At 39.1% G+C, this 21,945-nt stretch carries 20 protein-coding genes and 1 pseudogene; 3 read left to right on the forward strand and 18 right to left on the reverse strand.

Translation table 11 applies throughout. From position 1 onward, the window contains the following. Positions 1–5: 5 nt before the first annotated feature. The 5 genes from QNH43_RS13590 to QNH43_RS13610 all read right to left on the reverse strand — a co-directional run bounded on the left by QNH43_RS13590 (position 6) and on the right by QNH43_RS13610 (position 5,016). Positions 6–941, reverse strand: coding sequence for an ACP S-malonyltransferase (locus tag QNH43_RS13590; protein ID WP_283918240.1), 936 nt, complete (start codon positions 939–941; stop codon positions 6–8). A 27-nt stretch (positions 942–968) separates the two neighbouring features. Beyond that, positions 969–1,616, reverse strand: a complete 648-nt coding sequence (locus QNH43_RS13595; RefSeq protein WP_283918241.1) for a GntR family transcriptional regulator — start codon at positions 1,614–1,616, stop codon at positions 969–971. Positions 1,617–2,439: 823 nt separating this feature from the next. Further along, complete coding sequence (locus QNH43_RS13600; protein ID WP_283918242.1) at positions 2,440–3,252, reverse strand: class I SAM-dependent methyltransferase; 813 nt, start codon at positions 3,250–3,252, stop codon at positions 2,440–2,442. A gap of 205 nt (positions 3,253–3,457) precedes the next feature. Then, on the reverse strand, positions 3,458–3,913 hold the full coding sequence (locus tag QNH43_RS13605) for a HEAT repeat domain-containing protein (protein ID WP_283918243.1): 456 nt from the start codon (positions 3,911–3,913) through the stop codon (positions 3,458–3,460). Positions 3,914–4,188: 275 nt separating this feature from the next. Further along, complete coding sequence (locus QNH43_RS13610; RefSeq protein ID WP_076369277.1) at positions 4,189–5,016, reverse strand: TrmB family transcriptional regulator; 828 nt, start codon at positions 5,014–5,016, stop codon at positions 4,189–4,191. A gap of 137 nt (positions 5,017–5,153) precedes the next feature. Here QNH43_RS13610 and QNH43_RS13615 point away from each other — a divergent pair, with 137 nt between their 5' ends. Next, on the forward strand, positions 5,154–5,783 hold the full coding sequence (locus QNH43_RS13615; RefSeq protein ID WP_283918244.1) for a homoserine/threonine efflux transporter: 630 nt from the start codon (positions 5,154–5,156) through the stop codon (positions 5,781–5,783). A 501-nt stretch (positions 5,784–6,284) separates the two neighbouring features. Here the strand turns inward: QNH43_RS13615 and QNH43_RS13620 are convergent. Continuing rightward, a complete protein-coding gene (locus QNH43_RS13620) occupies positions 6,285–7,616 on the reverse strand; it encodes a (Fe-S)-binding protein (RefSeq protein WP_283918245.1) in 1,332 nt (443 codons plus the stop codon). Further along, positions 7,613–9,019 carry an FAD-binding oxidoreductase gene (locus QNH43_RS13625; protein ID WP_283918246.1) on the reverse strand — a complete coding sequence of 469 codons (1,407 nt, stop codon included), beginning with the start codon at positions 9,017–9,019 and terminating at the stop codon, positions 7,613–7,615. Before QNH43_RS13625 ends, QNH43_RS13620 begins: the two co-directional genes overlap by 4 nt. Before the next feature lie 45 nt (positions 9,020–9,064). Here QNH43_RS13625 and QNH43_RS13630 point away from each other — a divergent pair, with 45 nt between their 5' ends. Further along, positions 9,065–9,568 (forward strand): hypothetical protein, encoded by a 504-nt coding sequence (locus QNH43_RS13630; protein ID WP_283918247.1) that lies wholly within the window; start codon positions 9,065–9,067, stop codon positions 9,566–9,568. Positions 9,569–9,608: 40 nt separating this feature from the next. On the opposite strand, the gene QNH43_RS13635 is transcribed toward QNH43_RS13630, so the two are convergent. The 10 genes from QNH43_RS13635 to QNH43_RS13680 form a co-directional block, all read right to left on the reverse strand. Further along, entirely contained in the window at positions 9,609–10,415 is an 807-nt protein-coding gene (locus QNH43_RS13635) for an ABC transporter permease (protein WP_142244692.1), read from the reverse strand. Continuing rightward, positions 10,415–11,359 carry an ABC transporter permease gene (locus tag QNH43_RS13640; protein WP_098372380.1) on the reverse strand — a complete coding sequence of 315 codons (945 nt, stop codon included), beginning with the start codon at positions 11,357–11,359 and terminating at the stop codon, positions 10,415–10,417. The genes QNH43_RS13635 and QNH43_RS13640 overlap by 1 nt, the downstream gene beginning before the upstream one ends. Further along, on the reverse strand, positions 11,323–12,456 hold the full coding sequence (locus tag QNH43_RS13645; RefSeq protein WP_283918365.1) for an ABC transporter ATP-binding protein: 1,134 nt from the start codon (positions 12,454–12,456) through the stop codon (positions 11,323–11,325). Before QNH43_RS13645 ends, QNH43_RS13640 begins: the two co-directional genes overlap by 37 nt. A gap of 46 nt (positions 12,457–12,502) precedes the next feature. After that, the gene (locus QNH43_RS13650) at positions 12,503–13,609 is read right to left on the reverse strand and encodes an ABC transporter substrate-binding protein (protein ID WP_283918248.1); all 1,107 of its coding nucleotides are present in this window, start codon (positions 13,607–13,609) and stop codon (positions 12,503–12,505) included. 13 nt (positions 13,610–13,622) lie between these two features. Next, complete coding sequence (locus QNH43_RS13655; protein ID WP_283918249.1) at positions 13,623–14,630, reverse strand: TAXI family TRAP transporter solute-binding subunit; 1,008 nt, start codon at positions 14,628–14,630, stop codon at positions 13,623–13,625. A 162-nt stretch (positions 14,631–14,792) separates the two neighbouring features. Further along, positions 14,793–16,169, reverse strand: a complete 1,377-nt coding sequence (locus QNH43_RS13660) for a sigma-54-dependent transcriptional regulator (protein WP_283918250.1) — start codon at positions 16,167–16,169, stop codon at positions 14,793–14,795. 24 nt (positions 16,170–16,193) lie between these two features. Next, positions 16,194–18,137 (reverse strand): transporter substrate-binding domain-containing protein, encoded by a 1,944-nt coding sequence (locus QNH43_RS13665; protein ID WP_283918251.1) that lies wholly within the window; start codon positions 18,135–18,137, stop codon positions 16,194–16,196. A gap of 1,131 nt (positions 18,138–19,268) precedes the next feature. After that, complete coding sequence (locus tag QNH43_RS13670) at positions 19,269–19,862, reverse strand: YdeI/OmpD-associated family protein (RefSeq protein WP_283918252.1); 594 nt, start codon at positions 19,860–19,862, stop codon at positions 19,269–19,271. 82 nt (positions 19,863–19,944) lie between these two features. After that, positions 19,945–20,337 (reverse strand): SRPBCC family protein, encoded by a 393-nt coding sequence (locus QNH43_RS13675; protein ID WP_283918253.1) that lies wholly within the window; start codon positions 20,335–20,337, stop codon positions 19,945–19,947. Next, positions 20,338–20,664, reverse strand: coding sequence for an ArsR/SmtB family transcription factor (locus QNH43_RS13680; RefSeq protein ID WP_283918254.1), 327 nt, complete (start codon positions 20,662–20,664; stop codon positions 20,338–20,340). A 222-nt stretch (positions 20,665–20,886) separates the two neighbouring features. On the opposite strand from QNH43_RS13680, the pseudogene QNH43_RS13685 reads away from it, so the two are divergent. Then, a pseudogene (locus tag QNH43_RS13685) lies at positions 20,887–21,126 on the forward strand (recombinase family protein); the annotation flags it as partial. Between the two features lie 184 nt (positions 21,127–21,310). Here QNH43_RS13685 and QNH43_RS13690 read toward each other — a convergent pair. After that, positions 21,311–21,778, reverse strand: coding sequence for a hypothetical protein (locus QNH43_RS13690; protein WP_283918255.1), 468 nt, complete (start codon positions 21,776–21,778; stop codon positions 21,311–21,313). Between the last annotated feature and the right edge of the window lie 167 nt (positions 21,779–21,945).

A 21,945-nucleotide genomic window follows, 5' to 3' on the forward strand; every position in this document is an offset into this window, starting at 1 on the left:
CTCCTTTATTTTTTTGATTTTTCTCTCTTTGCTATAAACAGGCAATCATCATAGCCATTTTCTGATATTGACAAGGCCCTGGCTTCCGGAAATCCTTTTGCTGCTAAACGCGACAATACATTTCCCGGCGGCATTTCAATGAATAATCTCGTTCCGTTTTCGTATAAAACGGTAGAAGCATCATGCCACTGGACAGGGGATGAGATACTTTCAGCTAAATCCAGCCGGATATCATCCTGTTTAAACAAGAGCCGTCCCCCACGATTGCTTACATATGGAATCAAAGGACGATGAAATCGAATATCGCCAAGCGCTTCACCTAGCTCTTGTGAAACGGATGAGAGAAGTGGACAGTGGGAGGGCGTGCTGACATTCAGCAAGGAAACGCTGCGAGCCCCGTTAACCTTGGCTTCATTTAATATTATTTTTATACCGGACAAAGCTCCTGAAAGCGTTATTTGATCTGGAGCATTTTTGTTCGAAACAAACACTGGAAATTTTTCATCAAAATATTGGCTTACAAGTGAATGGAGTGTATCTGCTGCCATACCTATAACAACCCCCATGCCATATCCTCGAGGATATGCCCATTCCATGAGCTCGGCCCGAAGCCTAACGATTTTTAAAGCATCTTTAAATTCAATGACGCCGGCAGCAACTGCAGCACTAAATCCGCCTACTGAATGTCCGGCGACAAAATCCGGCATGATTCCCTCTGCTTCAAGTACTTTAAATCCTGCGATACCAGCAGTCAAAAGGGAAATCTGGACTGACTTGGTCGAGCAAAGTGCTTCTTTTGAGTGATGGTTATATACGTTTTCATTCAGTGTTTCACTTACTGCTTTCAGGACTTCTTTGACTGCGTTGCAGTCCGGCAATTCATTTAAAAGGCCTGGCTTCTGGGAACCTTGTCCGGGAAACAAAAAAGCAACCTTCAACATTGTTCACCTCCATTCATAGCATGTACGCTAATTAAGCATTTTTTGAATGCTGGAGATTACATCAAGATTATGCTTTTGCAAGACTTCAGTTAATTCATTCATGTTTTGGTCAACTAGCAACTGGAGGATGATTTCATGCTCAGAAATGGATTTTTCAATGTTGTTCCCGTTTGAAAAAGAGAGGCTTTGAATTCTCAACAAAGGCCAGCCTAGTTGGGAGTACATGTTTTTGATGGTTTCACTTTTGCTCATCTTAATAAGACATGTATGAAAAGAATGATTCAATTGGGTATAGGAATGAATATTTTCTATTTCCTTCATTTCTTTAAGTTGCTGTTTCATTTCTATAAGAAGTATTGGGTCTATTCCATGCTTTTTAATTCGTTCCATGGCCATATTCTCCAACATATTCCGAATTTCAAGCAAATCGTATATTTCATTTTCCGTATATTCTTTTACAATGGCGCCCTTACGTGGAATTCTTTCTACTAGTCCTTCTTTAGCAAGCAAATAAATTGCCTCGCGGACGGGAGCTCTGCTCGTTCCGTATTCTTCTGCATAGATAAGTTCCACCAATTTTTCTCCTGGCTTAAGTACACCAGTTATGATTTGTTCTGTGATATGTTCCGCTATTGATTTAGATAATGCGTTATCCATGAAATTAAGTGATCCCATGAAGCTCCCTCACTTTCAGAATACTGTCGACTGTCGGCTTAATTATACAAACAAATTAAAGATAATTCAATATTTTCTGAAAATTTAAAATGAGGTTTGCGCTTTTTTATATGCTAGGATAATATTTCCTGAAATACAGTCGACTGCATTTTTGTAATCGTTTGATTATCTATTGGATGGGTGAAATTATGAAGTCTTTGTTGCAGCGTTAACAATCTTATGGTTGGCTGTCGACTTTATGCTTTTAGAAGGTGAATGTCGGTGAAGGGGCTTTTTAATTAAACATGGGTGTTTTTGTATTTCACTCTTGTTAATGAATGGCGGCAAGCGGAAAGACCCTAATGCACTAGATGGAGGTCCGCTTTTTTTGGCAGGTGTCTTCATTATTTTGCTGGATTTTCGTTCCGCTCTATGTAAGGGGAAAAGCATAAAATATCGGAGAATTCGAGGGGAGTCTTTTCATTAGGGTAGATATGTCGAAATAGTTTAGTAAAACTTCTTCCCTTGCAGTATAAATTTCGATTGTGAATGTTTTTTAAAAAAATGTCTTGAAAATGTCTTGGTGCTGGCCGCATTCATTACAGGAATATTCGATTTCTAATGCATCTTCAGTTACTGTATGCACGGTCTCTTTTTTACAAGTTTCACAAAATCTCTTTTCGGATATTTCTTTCATGTATCATTCACACTCCGTTTTCCATCATTGTTTTGTATCCTTGTAAATATTATTTTGCGAATATCCTTCAGAAAAAATACCTTTTTCCTGAAGGACCTTTTAAAAGAAGATAATGAATTCAGAGAAATGGTACTTGAATGTTTAATTTTACCTCGGATTCCAATACATCAAAGCTGCATGAAACGGATATTCGTATTCGAAAACTCCTTCTTTTTCCACCACATATTTATTAAGGATCGTTTTTACTTCATCATAGGAAAAATGTTCATCGAGAATTTTTGTTGTATTATCGCGCATCATTTCTTCATGGGTGGAATAGATTTTTTTACTTTTCAATTTAACGATCTTACAGTCCGCCAGTATTCCAAGTTGATACAAAACATTCAAGATGTGTATGTAATCCCGCTTTCTTAAATTGATCGTATATCCTCGTTGCTTCAATTCCATATAATGAGGTTTTTCTGGTCCGGTTGTCATACCTACTATCACTAACCGGGCTGCAGACTCATTCATTTTTAATAAGGTTTGACCGATTTCTGTCATACGGTAATAACAATTAAACCCAAATACTACATCATATCTGTCTCTTTTAGTATCACTTTCCCACTTATCATGAATCAATTCCATGTTTTTGAAACCTTTTTCATTCGCCTGGGATTCCAAAAAACTGATAATGCTTTTGGAACTATCTATACAAGTTAGCTTCCTGACTTCTTTTGCAATATCGAATGTATAATTGCCCCATCCAGGGCCGATTTCCAATACATGATCATCCCGTTTTAATAATGCCATTAACTCCTGCTGCACAGGTTTTGCATAAGGATCCGCTTTATGTTGTTTTTTCCCTGCCACCTTGGATGCCCAAAAAGCTTCTTCTGCATCATCATCTTTTAGCCTGTTAGGTATCTTCCCTGTATGATCTTCCATTGCCTGTTTCCAAAGTTCAATATAATCAGTCATCTTTTCTCCCCTGAATTCGTATGTATTTATCGGTTTTCCACCGTAGTTTGGTGTGGCTTATTATCGTTTGATTCCAAATTGAATATTTAGCCAATCAGCCAAATACTTCCTCTTTTAAACATATTATCTTACGCCAGCAAAAGCTATTGTTTTATACATAAGAATAAGGAGCAATAACTTTGCTCCTTAAATAGTGGATGAACTGTTATCTTTTCGGTATAGCAGACCATGTTTTTTCCAGCCACTTATCAAAGTCTGCTCCTTTTTCACCCTCATAGGTATCATATATATCCATTCTCATTTTCTGGAGTTTCTCTTTGAATTCAGTATATGTGTGATTTTCTGGCAAACTCTTCTTGATCCTGACTAAAATTTTGGTCAATCCTTTAACCAATTCGCCCTTTTTCCTTGCTGGCAATTGGACATCTTCGCCTAATCTTTTCAATTGACGGTAGGCGGCCTCTTGAACTTTATAAACAGAATCACTATTCATGATATGTGTGAGAATGTCGATCACTTGTTTATTTTTTGACTGTCCTAATTCTTCGATAGCATCTAAACGTTCTCTCCAATTAGATTTTCGATTGGCAGATTTTTTTAATTCCTCATAGTTGGCAGGTAACTCAATACCTTTTGTTTCTTTGTTATTCAAATGAATCATTTCTCCTTCTGTCTTTATGTAATCCGGATATCAAAATGTTAATCCTTATACTACAATAATCCCTTTACCAAGAATGGTTTATTCCATTCTTTATTATACTTGTTTCCATATTTCAATATAGTTATATTTCTTAATCATCTGCTTTATTTTCAATCAGTCGGTTGCCGGGGGCACGGCTTTGCTTCTACAAACTTACCTGGATTCATGCCCCTATGTTGACTATGAAGTAAGCTTTTCTTATTATGTTGTTAAAAACAGACCCTAATGGCACAAATCTAGTCCACGTAATGTTTTTTATAATCTGGATGGATAGAAAATTTTTTGCGTAAATTGGCGAGGTTTACACCAAAGCTTTCTTCTAAAAGTTCTCTATGTTTCCCCATGATTTCCATGAGATATAAATCATGAATCATGACTTCTGTAATGGGCATTACCAAACCTACATGCATGGTCCAAGCTGCACGGCTATCTTTACCAAGTGAGACAATACCTGCTACTACTTCTGAATCATCTCCACTAATAACAAGCCATCGCCCACCATACTCTTCTGTAATTTCATGACCCATATAATGGAGGTAAACATTAGCAAAATCACAGACGATTTCCCCATAGGCAATAATTGTTACATTGACGCCTTTATTTGCAGCCTGTCTTAGTTCAGACTCTAATTCTTCGAATTCGTCTTCCCAAATCTCTAAGAGTATTCTTTTTTTTGCAGATAATATACAAGCTTTTACCTTATCGAGTATTTCATTGCGTCCCATGATATTCCAGATGTTTTCGCGATCATTTGCAGAACGTTCAAACTCCGCTAATGATTTTTCTGCCAGTTCAAAATTTTCTTCTGCTTTCATGCGGCGGTTTTTTATTAGCTCCCTTGCAGGAACGGGAGTATACTGTGGTGTGTTTCCAGGACTAACCAGAATATCTCCTCGCATTGCGAGACTGTCCAGAATTTCATAAATTCTTGAACGTGGTACACCGGAGTTTTTTGCAACTGCATAGCCTGTTAATGGTGATTCTTCCAATAAGGCAAGATATGCTTTCGCTTCATATTCGGTAAAATTCAGATTTTTTAATGTTTCTAAAATGTTTTCTTTCATAAACCCTCCACACAACCATAGTCGCTACCTTTGTAACTAATATTTTAGCAAAATCTGTTGACGATTTCCATTTTCATCTAATATACTTACATAAGTAGTTACTTTAGTAGCCACTATTGAAGGGGAGGGGAAATAGTATGGATAGCTTACTTACATACATATCAATAGTTGCAATGATGGTTATTATACCTGGAGCTGATACAATGCTCTTAGTGAAAAACACGCTAAGCTTTGGTCCTAAAGCTGGACGCTATACCGTTCTCGGAATGGCTACGGGACTTTCTTTTTGGACGCTTATTGCTATTCTTGGACTATCTGTTGTCATTGCAAAGTCCGTGATTCTGTTCAGTACAATCAAATATTTGGGAGCCGCCTACTTAATTTATCTAGGGATAAAAAGTTTTTTTGCTAAAAGCGTTTTTTCCTTAAAAGAAATTCAAGCACAAGCAAATACACCTACAAAGTATTCAAGCCGGCATAATAAAGATTCCTTTATGCAAGCATTACTTAATAATATTCTTAATCCAAAGACCGTTTTAGTTTATATAACAATCATGCCTCAATTTATCAATTTGAACGGAAATGTAAACAAGCAATTGATTATATTAGCCTTCATCTTGACCTTGCTCGCTGTATTGTGGTTTCTTTTTCTTGTTTTTCTCATTGATTACGCAAAAAAATGGATGAACAACTCCAGATTCCAGAAAGCATTCCAAAAATCAACCGGCTTAATTTTAATAGGTTTTGGCATAAAAACAGGAATATAAGTTCCTTTACTAACTCATCAATTTGATTCGTCCGTTCAAAAAATTGAACGGATTTTTTCATATGTTTTTACTTGCAATTAACATACTGTGTCCTAACCTGCACAGTATGTTGCAAATACTCAATCTTTCATCCGTACATAGGGCACTGTATTATTACATTAAGTTCCCCAACATAGTCATAAATTAATTGAAAAATAAAGGCTGTTTTCGCATACTTTGTTGCTATTTACCAAGTAAAGCGGTGTGGTTGATTTCCCCTCCAGATGCTCGCTTTCCGCGGGGCGGGCGGTGAGCCTCCTCGGCGTAAACGCCTGTGGGGTCTCACCTGTCCAGCTGCTCCCGCAGGAGTCTCGCACTTGCGCTCCAATCAACCTTAAATCGTTTCGTTTTAAAAACAACAATCTTTACGAAAAGAGCCAAAATAAAAAACCCGTCAGTATCTTCACATAAATGCGAAAATGCTGACGAGTAATGCTTTAAGGAGTTTCAATATCCTTTTTATCAATCCAAGCCGCAAGCCTTGGCAAGTATTTCAACAAGGTGCATACTTTTCATTTCGTTTGCCGCTCCCTCCCTTTGGATGCCAATGCTCATTTGCATTTGGCATCCAGGGTTAACCGTAACTATGGTTGTTGCTTTCGTTTCTTTAAGGTTCTTCATTTTTCCATCAAGAATTTTCATCGATTCATCAAAGTGGAGAAGATTGTAAATGCCTCCAGATGCGCAACAACGGTCAAACCCTTCCATTTCAACATATGAAATACCTGGTATGGATTGCAATAATAAACGAGGTTCCATTTGGACCTTTTGAACATTGCGTAAATGACATGAATCTTGATAGGAAACGATGCCTTGCCATTCTTCAGTAAAGGGGAGTGGCCCCAATTGATGAAGAATTTGACTGATATCTTTTGATTTTTCCGAGAAAGCCCTTGCCGCCCCAGCCCATTCGTGATCATCTGCCAATAAATGTCCATATTCAAGAAGCGAAGCGCCGCAGCCTCCTGCGTTATTTACAATTACATCAGCATCTGATTGCATGAAGGCTTGGATATTCCTCTTTGCCAATGCTTTCGCTTGTTCTGTTTCACCTTGATGGGAATGCAGTGCACCGCAGCAATTCTGATTTTCAGGGAGAATGACCTCACAACCTGCTAAGGTGAGTAGCTCAATGGTAAGACGATTTATTCGTGACATCATGGAATCCATGATACACCCAGTAAAAAACGCCACTTTTAATTTCGTTTCCCCTTTTGCCGGCATTATCGTACCTGTCCGGATTCGTTTCGAGGACGACTCGATGGCTGGAAGTGCTTGTTCTAAATGTGCAAGGGCTGGGGAAACCTTTTGCAATACATTCGATGAACGGATAAGCTTGGAAAATCCTGTTTTTTGATAGAATTGCACGGCTCTTCCAATCCTGTTCATCCGTTTTGGATATGGAAAAAGATGAACCAATGCCAGTTTTTTGATCTTGTTCATTTTATTTTTTTGGTTGGATGACGGGGAGTTTTCAATGGCTTCTTTTGCCGCTTCCAGTATATGTCCGTATGGCACACCGACAGGACATGCGGTTTCACAAGCACGGCAGCCTAAACATAGGTCGATCGGTTCAGCTAAATCTTTTTGGAAATCTATTTTCCCTTCGGCTGCCATTTTCACTAGATTGATTCGGCCGCGTGGAGAGGCGGATTCCACGCCCATTGATTCATATGTAGGGCATGCTGGTAAACAGTAACCGCATTTTACGCATTGGTTTGTCCAATCATAGGCATCTGAATATAAATGATGGGCCGTTGCATTTGTCTCGTTCGGTTTGAGGGGTAGATTCATGTCACCAACACGACCCTTGTCTGGCCTTTATCAGGAAAAATCTTTCCTGGATTCAGGATATTATTGGGGTCCCATGCTTCTTTAATTTTTTTCATCATATTCACCCCTGTTATTCCTAATTCCATTTCCATATATGGTGACTTTAAAGTACCGATACCATGTTCCCCGGAAAGTGTTCCGCCTAGTTCGATTGCGGCTTCAAAAATTTCACTGACTGCAAGCTCCACTTTTTTCATTTCCGTAATATTTCGTTTATCGGTAATGATGTTCGGATGTAAATTGCCATCCCCTGCATGACCGAATACAACCAAGTTCAACTCGTATTTCTCCCGGATATTGTTTAATCTATCCATCATTGCCGGTATTTGACTGCGTGGAACGGTCGCATCTTCAGAAATTTTTGTAGGACCCATTTGTGTAATGGCCGGGGAAACAGATTTACGCGCACTCCAAATAGTTTGGCGTTCTTCCTCGGTCTCCGCTATCTTGACGTAGGAAGCCCCCTCCGCCTTGCATATATCGGCGCATTTATTGATTTCTTCCTCAATCGCCAATGGGTGACCATCTATTTCTATGATCAGAATGGCTTCTGCCTGTAGAGGCAATCCTGAAGGCCGATAGCTTTCGACAGCACGGATACACGCGTTATCCATCAGTTCCAGGGCAGATGGTAGAATCCCTGATGATAAAATACTGGTAATGGCATGGCCAGAATCTATCAAATGATTGAAGTGGGCGACAAAAGTTTGTTTAGATTGAGGTTTTGGTATTAAGCGGATGATTGCCTCAGTAACGATGCCCAGGGTACCTTCCGATCCTACGATCAATCGGGTCAAATCATACCCTGTTACATTTTTTACGGTCTTTCCGCCAGTACGAATGATTTCTCCCGTCGGGGTGACCACCTCCAGGCCTATCACATATTCTTTTGTCGTTCCGTATTTCAATCCCTTTGGGCCGCTGGAGTTTTCTAATAGATTCCCGCCTATAGTGGCAACATTGGAACTGCTTGGATCCGGCGGATAAAACAAGCCGGCTTCTTCAGCCTTTTTATGGATATTTGCCGTAATCACACCTGGAGAGACAATGGCAAGCATATTTTCCCGATCAATGATCAATTTATCCCGTAAAAGGGTCATATCAATAACCATCCCTCCTTTAACAGGTAATGGGCCTCCACTTAGCGAAGTTCCAGATCCCCTTGGGTAAACAGGTATTTTGTGAGTATTGGCCAATTTAATCACTTCACTGATTTCCTCTGCATTTTTTGGCTGTATAACGATTTCAGGTAAATATTCCCCAAAAGAAGCGTCATAGCTATAACAATACCTTTCTGCCAAATCAAGGAACATTCTGTCATCTGGAATTATCTGCCTAAGGTCGTCCAGGGCTTCTTTCTCCATGCTTCTCACTTCCTTTCTTCATACTAGATGGAAAAGAGCGGCAAGTTGACTCCGGAAATCATCCGCCGCTTTTCTGCATTAGTGAATATAGCCTATGATTCTGATGTTTCATGCATCCAACTTACTTGCTCTGCTTTTAATGACATCACTTCAATCCTACAACCTCTATACCCTGTAAAGTTATTTCGTTCAGATGAGGCGATGCTCGATGAAGCGCTTCGCTATGCTAGCATCGGCCTGGTTTCAACCGTAAAAGAAACGCCGATCGCCCTTCAAAATTACTTATTAAATAAGAATCCTGACTGTATGATCGAATCATTGGTGGATCCCGGGATCATCCATTTATTATCAAAAGGAAAAAGAAAGGAACATGACGATCGGGTTAAAAAGATGGTGGAACAATTGGATGGAAAGACAGAAGTGATTTTGCTTTCACAATATAGTATGGAACATATTGCAAAGCAGGTTAACCCCTCTGTCCCTGTCCTAACGGCTCCACTATTGGCTGCTAAAAGGTGTTTGGCTCATTTGAATGAAACGTTTGGATGAGTTTTCTTCGTAAAATCAGAACTTGCCTGCATGATCGTGTTTAACCGTTAGTATGATGGGAACCACCAAAAACTTTCCCGACACCTTGGATTTTTTCAAGTATGACGATAAGAAGGACTGATATGAAAATAACCACGCTTGACACGGATGCGACGATTGGATTGTAGGCATCCTGCATTTGCGAGAATATTTCGATCGGCAGCGTTCGCATTTCCGGTGATACCATAAAGAGAGAGACCGTTACATTATCAAATGATGTCAAAAATGCGAATAATCCCCCTGAGATGGCCGCGGATCCAATTAGCGGCAGTGTCACTTTCATGAATACTGTTAGTGGATTCGCTCCAAGAATGGCCGCGGCGCGTTCGAGATTATAATCAAATCCACTTAAACCGGTTAATACGAGCCGCATAACATATGGTATGCAAATGACGATATGGGCAATTAAAAATCCTGTAGACGTACCGGCAAGCATCATTGGTGTAAAGTACATTAAAAGTGCAATCCCCAAGACTAATTGCGGAACACTTAGTGGAGAAGTTAAAAGGGCCGTAATATACGATTTTCCAGGTATATCATACTTTGCGATGCCAAGGGCACCCAAAGTTCCGAATATGACGGAGAAAAGGGCAGCTAATGCTGCGAACTTCGCACTGTTCAAAAAGGCTTCCAAAAATTCAGGACGCTCCAAGATCTTGGAATACCATTGCAGTGAAAAGCCTTCAGCCGGAAAACTTGGATAATTGGCACTTGTAAAAGAAGCGGGTATAACGACAATGAGCGGTATCAAGATATAGATAATTGCCAACACGGCTACGGCAATCCGAAGGCCGCCAAACGTTTTCATCATCTGAATACCTCCTTGAATTTCCCTTTTTCAAACACCCTGGTAAAGACGGCCACTGATATGACAGTGGTTGCTAATAGAATATAAGAAAGAGCAGATCCGAATGTCCAATGCAGCAAGTTATTTATTTGATCATAAATGACAACAGGCATCACCGGCACATTGGCTCCCCCCATTAGTGCAGGCGTAACATAAGCGCTCATTGATAAACTGAATACGAGAATGCAGCCAGAGACGATACCAGGGATACTTAACGGCAATGTAATCGAAAAGAACCTTCTGAATGGGCTTGCCCCAAGTATTGCTCCTGCCTTATCCAGAGAAGGATCAATATTATATAAACTGGCAACGATGGATAAGATCATGAAAGGAAGATATGCATTGGATAGCCCAATCACAACCCCGATTTCCGAAAACAATAGTTTCAATGGTGCATCTATTATGCCAAGGGCCATCAAGGTTTGATTAATCGTTCCATTAGGCAATAGCAAAAGGTACCAGCCAAAATTACGGACAACTATACTTACCAAGAGCGGGGACACGATCAAGAGAGTGATATACCCTCTGATCCGTGCTGAACTTTTGGCCATCGTCAAAGCTACCGGATATCCAAGAAATAAAGCAACCAAGACAGAATATAAACTGATTTTCACTGTCAGCCATAAAGAAGATAAGTAATAGCTATCGGTAAATAATTGTGTATAGTTTTTTAGGCTATAAACTGCATCCGCTCCTCCAAGATTATCTGTTGATATGAAGCTTAAATATAAAATGTATAACATCGGTATGACAAAGAAACCAAATATGAAAAGCAGAATCGGCGTTAAAAGGAGTAATCCCGGAACCCAGACTTTCCTCTTCTTGATTTTAGGTTCCTTTTGCGGTTCAATAGGATTCGTCTCCTGTTCTATTTCTTGACTAGCATAACTTCTGATGGGCTCCATCCAATCAACACCTCACTTCCATTTTGCCATGATGCATCGAAGGCGGAAGTCAATACTTGAATACTTTTACCATGTAATAGAACATTGATTTCCCAAGAGGTACCAAGATAGTTAATTTGGCTGATCTTAGCATGTTGGAAATCCAATGGAGAGGTGGATTTTTCATCAAGTGAAACAATTTGCAGTTTTTCCGGTCTAATATAAAGCTTCACCTCATCACCGGTTTTCAAATCACTATCATTTCCCATGATGTTGTTTGCATCGACATGAGTGATATCAGGCCCTATCATGACTGAAACTTTCCGCTTATCCACAGCGGACACAGTCCCTTCAAAACAATTCGATTTTCCGATGAATTGAAACACGAATTCAGTCTTGGGATGATTGTAAATCTCAGTCGGAGTACTGATTTGTTCAATTTTCCCTGCATTCATGACCACGACTCGATCAGACATGGAAAGAGCTTCTTCTTGATCATGGGTCACAAAAATGGTCGTTACGCCAATTTCCTTTTGTAAGCGCTTTATCTCGGCCCTGAGTTCATGGCGCAACTTTGCATCTAGGTTTGAAAGCGGTTCGTCAAGCAAAAGGAGCTCCGGTTCAACTACAAGTGCTCTGGAAATCGCAACACGCTGACGCTGACCTCCTGATAATTCCCTTGGATAACGATTCTCCAATCCTGACATTTTCACTAATTCAAGCGCTTTACTTATCTTCTTTTTTTGCTCAGCTTTACTAACTTTGCGCAGTTTCAAGCCAAAACTGAGATTTTCATAGACTGTCATATGAGGAAAAAGCGAATAAGTTTGAAAAACCATTCCTAAATCTCGCTTATAAGGCGGAACCTTCGTAACATTATTGCCCTTAATATGGACCTCACCCCGATCAGCATCGAGGAACCCTGCAATTAGGTTCAAGGTTGTGGACTTTCCACACCCTGAAGGCCCAAGAAGAGTAAGTAACTCTCCTTGTTTCACCTCCAGATCAATGCCATTCAGGACAACATTCGTTCCAAATTGTTTAAACGCGCCTTTTATCTCTACATCATTTTTGTTTGACCCAAATCCCTGAACTGCCTCCAGGTGTTGCCTATTCATTTCCACATCTTTTTTTAATAATTCCATGTGATCAACACACTCCTTTTTATTTGAGTTTTTTCCCTAATTCAGGAGTAACCTCTTTCGCCCATCTGTCTGACACCTCTGCGCGGATTTCGGCAAACTTGGCGAAATCAGGTTTGAATGTTTTATCACTTGCTTTAAGGCCGATTGACTCTTCATATTTCTCTGGAATTTTCATTCCTTCTACAGTTGGATAAAATCCTTTTTCGGAAATTAAAGCTTGCGCTTCTTCACTGATTACATAGTTGATGAATTCAAGGGCTTCTTTGCTATTTGGCGTATTTTTCACGAGACCAGCACTAAAAGCTTGAAGCGGTACACCTTCTTTAGGTACGGCCATCTTAATGGGAATACCTGAAACGGCTAGTTCACCTATGGAGTAACTTCCCATGACCGTCACGTCAGCAGCTCCTTGTTGGACAGCTGGCATCATTTGCGTTGAGTTTTTATAAAAGGTATTGGAATAAGCTGCAAGATCTTTCGCTTTTTCAAGACCTGGTTCCATATCTTCCGTACTGCCGCCGTTTGAAATCGCCAGACCATTAAGGGTATTGAAACCCCAGTCATTCGTAATATCCGAAAATGCCGTTTTACCTTCGTAATCAGGTGATACAAGATCATTCCAAGATTCAATTGGTTTTAACCCATTCTTTTTAAAGGTTTCCGTATTATAGGCTGGTGCAATGACTAAACCGAATGCTGGCGCGGCAGCCTTTTCAACCGGAATGAAACGTGGATCCACCGATTTCATATTGGGAACATTGGACTCATCAATTGGTACGATCAGTTCCTTTTCTTTAGCGCGAATTACATCAACCGGTACAAAAAGGGCAACATCTATTTGCGGAGCGTTCTTCTGTAATTCCACTTTGGATAGAATTTCACCTGATAAACCGGAAATATAATTAACAGTGATTCCCGTTTCTTCTTTGAACTTTGGTGCGATCACATCCCTGATGGCACTTTCAATGACACCTCCATTACCGGCAATCGTTATTTTTTTCTCTCCTTTTTCACCCGCACTCGTTTGGACGGATTCCCCCGGTTTTTGCGGAGTGGGATTACCACATCCCGCAAGAGCGATCAATACAATTATTGATAAAAGACTCAGCAGTTTTTTCAAAGTCATTACCTCCCGTTTTTCATTGATCTCCAATAATTCCTTGTTCGTTAAAATAATTCATGGCCCCTGGATGAAAATCAAGTGGAACTTGTTTAGTTGCTTCATTTATTGAAATATCCGAAGCAGCTGGATGTGTATGCTGTAGTTCAGGCAGATGTTCATATAATGTTTTCACAAGGCTGTATGCATGAGGATCAGACATTTCCTTGTAGGTCACCAGGACATTTTTAATTGAAATCGTTTGGACATTTTTTTTCATTCCCCCGTATGTATCTCTGGGAATTTCATCATGAGTATAAACTCCATATTGTTTTTGAAGACCTTCAATGATGTCTCCCGGAATTGGAATAAAAGATAGTTCGGTCTGCTTGGATATGAAAGCGATTTCATTATTCGGAATTCCCGAAGAAAAGAAAGCTGCATCAATGGTACCATTTCGTAATGCTTCTGCAGATTGAGAAAAAGAAAGATAGGATAAATTCAATTGATCAGTCGGTATATCAGATTCTAACAGTATCCGCTCTGCAATAAGCCTTGTACCGCTTCCTGCCGTTCCCACACTAATGCGTTTACCAACTAAATCTTCCAAGGAATCAATATCATTTTGTTTAGTAGTAACAATTTGTACATAATTGGAATATAGGGCCGTTAAAGCTCTTAACTTGGATTTATCCGTTTCAGGCAAATCCAGTACATCCACTGTGGTAAAACCAATTTCTGCACGATGGCGGCTAACCAATTCAGTATTTTCGATGGAAGCATGTGTTACCTGGGTACCTGACACAGTCCCATTATATTTTTCATACATATTTGATAATCTTTGTCCTAATGAAAAATAAACACCTGTCATATCTCCAGTTCCAATGATTAGCATCCTATTATTTAAATCCTGTCCTTCAGAAGTTAGTTGACTCTGAATCAAGGTAGTAGCAGGTTTAGATATTTCCTGCTGCTCATTCATAAAAGAACATCCTGTCATGAAACAAAATAACAAAGCGACTTTTATAAAGAGTGCTCCATTCTTCATCGTGGCCCTCCTTTCTTAATGTATTTAGATGCAAATACCATGCCAAGTCGATTTTCTGCTTTAAAACGCAAATCCTGCCGATTTATTGAATGATATAACAGTATAAATCGGCAATTTTTGCCGGTTATCCAGAAAAAAATGCCGATTAACACGATGAGCCTTTTATTCTCCTTTTGAAATGAGCTTGATTTTATCACGAAGGCTTCTTTCAGAAATTTTTAAGATTTGAGCTGTTTTTTGCCGATGGTTTTTACAGTATTGAAGTGTGGCCGTTATGACTTTTTCTTCTATCTCTTTCATGGATATGCCAATAGGGATTTTGAAACTATTAAAATCCTCGTCATTGCCATCCGGCTGGAGAATGAACTTCTGTTCTTGAACATATTGCGGCAAGTCGGTATCCTCCATTTTTTTCGAGTTTGATAGGGCGACAGCATATTCTATGATGTTACCAAGCTCACGGACATTCCCAGGGTAATGATAATCCAGTAATATCCGGCGTGCGGCTGCCGAGAACACCTTATCTTCACGATTCATATCCTTAGCGTGCTTTTTTATAAAATAATCCATAAGGATCGGTAAATCTTCTTTTCTATCTCTTAAAGGCGGCATCGAGATGGGAATGACATTTAGCCTGAAATACAAATCCTCCCTAAAATCCCCTTCCATCACCATTTGTTCCAGGTTTTTGTTGGCTGCACTTATAATACGGACATCCAAGGAGATTTTTGCATTGGACCCTAGAGGCGTCACTTCCCGTTCCTGCAACACTCGTAATAATTTGGCCTGAAGAGGAAGTGGCATTTCACTAATCTCATCAAGAAAAAGGATGCCTCCATTAGCAGCAACGAATTTCCCTTCCTTCCTCTGTGTTGCACCGGAAAATGCCCCCTTCTCATAACCGAACAACTCAGATTCCAGTAGCATCTCAGGAATTGCAGCACAATTGACAATCTGCATTGGATTGTTTTTCCTTCTTCCTAGCGTATGGATGTTTCGGGCTACAAGCTCCTTGCCAGTACCACTTTCACCCGTGATAAGAACACTGGAATCAATATCTTTCACTCTTTCGATCATTGAGAAAATACGCTGCATCGCCTTGCTGTTGCCAAGGAAATTACCAAACCCCTTTTGAATCTCCAATTCTTCATGCAATGTCTCCAATTGATTGGACATCTGTTTGAATTCGGCTGCCCTCATCAAGAGCAAAGAAAGTTCTTCAATATTAATCGGCTTTTCAATATAGTAGTAGGCCCCCTTTTTTATGGCCTCGATGGAAGTTTCAATGGATGAATAGGCAGTCATCATGATGACTGTTACGTTAGGTGCTATTTGTTTGATTTTCTGCAGGACATCAAGTCCACTTTTATTTCCTATTCTCAAATCAAGTAATACAATATCAAAAGGCTGATTGTCGATCTTCCGGAGCCCCTCATCCGGATCAGTGGTTGTCACGACCTGATAAGAATCTTCCAACGCAAAGCTAAGAGCAGTGCAAATAGCAGGTTCATCATCAATTACCAATACACGCATTTTCATATTACTCCTCCTCTTTCCAGGCTTCTATTCGATATATAATGGTAGTGAAATGGTGAATTTCGTACCTGAATTAGGATAACTTTTCACATGGATATCTCCGTTATTTTCTTTAATTAACCTATACGATAACGTTAGTCCCAAACCGACGCCCTTTTCTTTATTTGTGAAAAAGGGCTCGAAAATATGGTTCAGTTCCTCCTGTTTCATCCCTTTTCCCGTATCGGATATGGTAATCCGCCCTGTCTTTTCGTTCTCTTTATCAATGGTGATTTTAATGGTCTTTTCATTTGTTTCTTCAACGGCATGAATCGAATTCAACACCAAGTTAAGAAGTACTTGCTGAATTTGTTGTAAATCTATATAAAAAATAAGGTCCTCCTCAATCGTCTGCTCGAAATTTATTTGTTTTTTTTCCATTGTCACCTTATGAAAAGCAAGTAATGATATAAGTTCATGAGCGTGGCAATTTGTAATATTTGGCGGACGCGGACGTGCATATTCAATTAAATCGGTAACGATCGCATTCAAACGGTTAACTTCAGTAGGCAAGTGTTCCATTAGAACTTGTCGGAATTGAGGATTATCATATTTACTCGGAAGTAAATCAATGAATGCTTTAATCGCTGTCAAAGGATTCCTTATTTCATGTGCGACACCCGCAACCAGTTGACCAAGAGCGTGCAGCTTTTCTTGTGTGACCAATTTTTTCTCCAATGTTTTCTTTTCCGTCTCATCATTCAGGGAAAGTAGGTATCCAGTTTGTATATTTTCAGAATTGAACATCTTATGCATCGAATATGAAATCACCTTCTGTTCATTTTCGTCATCAAATACCAAGATACGAAAAGAGCCCGTACGATTATTCCCATTTCGTTCTTGATTAAAAGCCCCGAAATTCCTTATTAATTGCGAATGATTCATAAAATTCAGAATCATTTCCTTGGAAATGTTAAGAATGTCTGATGCCTTTGCATTGCAGCTGGTAATCATGAAATCGAGATCGAATGTAATGATTCCATTATTGGTATTGTTTAAGATTTGATCTTTGAACGCTTCAGCATTAGCAATGTTTTGCCTTTGTTCCTCTAAATCCTTATTTAATAAATGTAATTTCAACGTCTGGTTATGAACGGATTTTTTTAGCTTTTGATTCCATATGTAAATGATTAGAAGAACAAGGGCCACGGCAGTTAGGATTATGATCAACCAGAATATGAATTGCTCCAGCCTGGCAATTTTTTGATTGGATTGTGGCATGACCCATTTATCAATTATCCCATTGATATTTCGGTTGGCTTTAAGTTCTGTGAGTGTATTATCCATCATGAAAAGAAGCGATTGATTCCCTTTTTTCACTGCAATCGTATAATCCGCTGGCTCAATGACTTCATCGAGAATGATGTAATTCTTTTCTTGGCGGAACTTTTTCAAATAGAAATCTGCAGTCCATTTGTTTCCGATGAATACATCTGCACGGTTGTTCAATAATGTTAAAATACCCGAGTATTGATTCGAAACGGTCGTTAAATTTGTATTCCTCATATTTAGAAATGTACTGATTACTTGAGTGTTTTGGTCAAGGACAACATGTGAATCACGTAGATCCGTTAACGTATGAATATCCTGTTTCCTTTTATTTGGAATGATTATGGATTGGGACATTGTAAAATAGGATTGAGTGAAATCAAGTTGGTTATCTTTTTCGGTATTATAGGTACTTCCAACAATAGCATCAATTGTTCCATTACTTAAGGCTTTTTCAGCTTCTTCCATCCTCATCGGAATATATTTGAAATCCACGCCATTATATTTTGCTATTTCCTCCATTAAATCAATATTAATGCCCGTCAGTTCACCAGCTTCATTTTCAAATGAAAATGGAGGAAGAGCACTTTCCCCAGCAATTATAAATGTTTTTTGTTCAGCAAAAACAGCGGGAGACCAAAACGTTTGAACAAAGACTATCAAGCAAAATATACTTATTAAAAACAGCTGCTTTTTAATTAAGAGCCCTCCTTCTGTTTCAAAATCCTTGCAGTCAGTGTTTTTCGGCTAAAAACACCATGATAATATACTTCTCCAGTCAGGACTTGAACCCTTTAAAATGTAAAGAATTCTTATTAAAATCTGACACAATCTAACAATAACCTACAAAAAGAGTGTGTGTTTCTGAAAGCATAACCTGTCCTAACCTAGTTAAGGTGTAAGGAACAAAATTAAAGTAGAAGAAGTGCCAATTGATTTCAGAAATCCAATAAGGATTACAGTAAAAAACATGAAGAATAATCTAGTCTTGTTTTTTAGACAAATTCGAAAAAATTGAGTTTGCCTGCAGTTTTTTTCTTAAAAAAGATCCAGTTGGTTTCAGAAATCCGCTCCCTTTCCACCGACTGTCTGCCGAGCCTCTTCGACGCAAGCATCTGTTGGGTCTCGGCTAGCCAGTTATTCGGCAGGAGTGTCGCAAATTACTTCAATCCAATAAGGATTACAGTAAAAAACATGAAGAATAATCTTTTTACCTGCAGTTTTTCTAAAAAAATTCCATTTGATTGGAATGGGTACTCGAGAACCCTGCGGGAAAAGCGTGCCCAAGGGGGACCAAAAGGTGCATAGATCGCCCACGGAAAGCAAGTGCCTGGAGAGGAAATCATTTTACAAATCCTCAATCTGTTTAATTATTTTTCTTTTCAAGGCTTTTTAACATTTGCCATAACTCTTCATTTTCCTGAATCGAAATTCAAAAAAGCCCAATTTCTCAGTATTGAAATTGAGAAATTGGGCTTTTTGCTGCTCCATAAAAGCACCCTATTATGAAATAACACATTATATTTAGGTTTTTGTTGAAAATCATTACTTAAACCTTATTCAAGATAAGCACTCGTTAGTTCAAGAAAAGCGTACACTTTGTTGTGCAGTATTTTCTTTTGTTAGCTGCAACGAGTATGCCTGTTACACGGTTGTTTGCTTACACCCTGGGGATCATTTTTTCGTTTTTATTCATTTTTGGTTGAGTAGTTACTTGCAATCCATAAAAGAGGTCGATGAACATAAAGTGAGGTAATATCTTAAATTTGATTAATTTATTTTCTCAACGATATATTAATCTTTTAATCCCTTTCCATTGAGAATTTTCTGCATGCATTTTTCAACTCTTGACTCTCGAGTTTTGGATTGTTTGGGTTGAGAAAAATGAAGAATGTATGCTCTTTGCCGTCCCGGGGTCAATGCTTCAAAAGCAGTTTTCAAGGCAGGGATTTCATCGAATTTGTTATGAAGTTCTTCAGGAATTATGAATTCATCGTTCTTTTTAAAATTGACTTCCAAACCGGCTTTTTCAACTTCAATCGCTTCATGAATATAGGCTTTCAGAATGGATTCCGTTGCAACAATCTCTTGAACATTGGTGAACCGAATCTGGCGCGCTCCCTGTACATTCTCCGTTTGTTGGATTAGAATCCCGTGGGCATCCTGTAACAAGGCACCTTTGTGAAACAGAAGCGCACAATATTCTTTAAAGCCATGTATTAAAACTATGTTTTTTTTCTCAAACGTGTAACAAGGATGCATCCATTTAAATTCTTCGGTAAGTTCACAGTCAAGGACGATATTTCTCAACGTCTCATACTCTTCCTGCCACTTTTTAGCTTTACTTAAAAATTCATCAACCTTAGGATTCATTCTACTATTTGTCATCACGGAACACTCCTCTTTCCGAGCAGTTTGCTTTTTCTTATACATTAGCTACATACTAAAAAACAGGGTCAGAGGTTTGGTCTTACAATTCCTCTAACACTTTATTAAGATCTTCGCCCATTTTCGCCCAACCATATTTCGCACCATTGAACGCTTGATCTTCTTTTTCGAATCCTGTTTGTTCGAGATTTAAGTAGGTTGTTCCATCCTCGTGCTTTAATGTCCATGTGACTGTAGTGTTTATCCCGCCACCTACCCAAGTGTAAGATAACTTATATGGCTCCTCCACTTCAAGCACTTCGGAATCAATAATTAAATTCCACTGTTCATTCCGAAACTGAAATTTATGTCCGACGACAGGTTTAATATTATTAGCCATTACCCATCTCGCAAGAGTATTTGCATCCGTTAAGGCAAGCCATACCTTCTCGATCGGGCTCTTAAAATTAAAATCTTGTGATACTGTTAAATTCATTTATTGTTCCTCCTCCAATATTTCGTTTAAAAGTAACATTCTTTCACTCCAGAATCTCCTGTAAAACGATACCCAATCCTCAATTTCTCTCAACGGGGCAGCATTTAGCCGATAACGCGTTTCCCTGCCGACCTTTCTGCTGATTACGAGACCAGCCTCTTTAAGGATTGCCAAATGCTTTGAAACCGCAGTACGGCCCATTTCAAAATGTACGGTCAACTCATTGAGTGGCAATTCTTCCACGTCCGCCAACAAACGTAGCAATTTACGTCTTGTTGGGTCAGCGATGGCTACATAAATATCACGATCTTGACTTTTCTCGTTCAAAATCACCCCCCCTTTAATTGGACACCATTTGGTGTCTTTTATTATATGACACCAAATGGTGTCCTGTCAATTTTATTATTGACACATGGTATTTGTTTTATTCTCTGATCATCAAGTATTATGGTTCCTTCAAATTTGTTCACTAGATTAAACCTCAAACTTTTTAAATCCTTTTACTACTGAACTGCCCCGTTAGGTTATACATTTCTTCATAAAAGTAGCATTCGATATTGGAAGTACATTACTCAAGCAGAAATTGTGGTACTTGAAAATGAGACACTTTTTGATAGTAGGAAATCCAGAGGTATGGATGTTATTGAAAAATTATTGGAGGACCAATTTTTAACTCTGCTTTCATATGTGGGTAAGCAAGAACGTAAAAAAATAAGCAAACGACAGGCTGAAGGAATTGAAGTGGCAAAGAATAACGGCGTGAGATTTGGAAGACGTAAGTATGAATTATGACTTCATTCAAGTATATGTAAATGGAAGTACAAACCCTCCAAAAAAAAGTTCCAGCTTGTTTTCAGAAATCAGCTTCATTTCGCGGACTGTCTCAAGCCTCTTCGTCGTAAACACCTGTAGGGGTCTCGGCTAGCCAATTATTCGAGTGCCGCGGGCGGGCTGCCCGCGGCATATCCTTATGTTAATCTATTTTTGAAATTTCTAGGTTTTTTAACATTTGCCGTAACGCTCCAAGGTGATAAGCCGAGTGGGCAATGGTCGCATTTACATTTGTCAGCCATTTTCCTAAATCGATTGTATCGATTTCTTCGAAAAGAGATTCATATTCATTATGTAATCCCTCCCTGATTTCCCCCCATTTCACCTCATCAACAGTAGCAATGGTCCAGCTTGCGTCCCAATCTTTTTCAAAATCTGCACCACTGATCATTGTTCGGATCACCCATAAATAATACCGAATGTGGTCTGAGTGAGCAGCAATGGTTGATCCATTTATGGAACGTGAAGCATCTTCTGCTGTTAAACCATCAAGTGTCCCAAAAATCCCTGTATTCGGTCTTGATTCAGTATAATAGCTCCCATCATTTCCCGGTCCTTCAAACGTTTCTTTCAAAAGCGTTTTTATCGAACCTTCCAACGTCTCGCTCATCTCAATTCCCCCCATGTGTTTTATCGACTTCATTACTTAATAATACACTAAGACAAATTAATAATCGTTTATTATTTGTTAAATTAATCCAAAAATATCTCAGATAATGAATTACTCGCTCAACTGGCATAAGATAATGGTTTCTATTACTTTCGCGTACAGTTAAC

The organism is Peribacillus simplex, from assembly GCF_030123325.1.
In the GTDB taxonomy this organism is placed as follows: domain Bacteria; phylum Bacillota; class Bacilli; order Bacillales; family DSM-1321; genus Peribacillus; species Peribacillus simplex_D.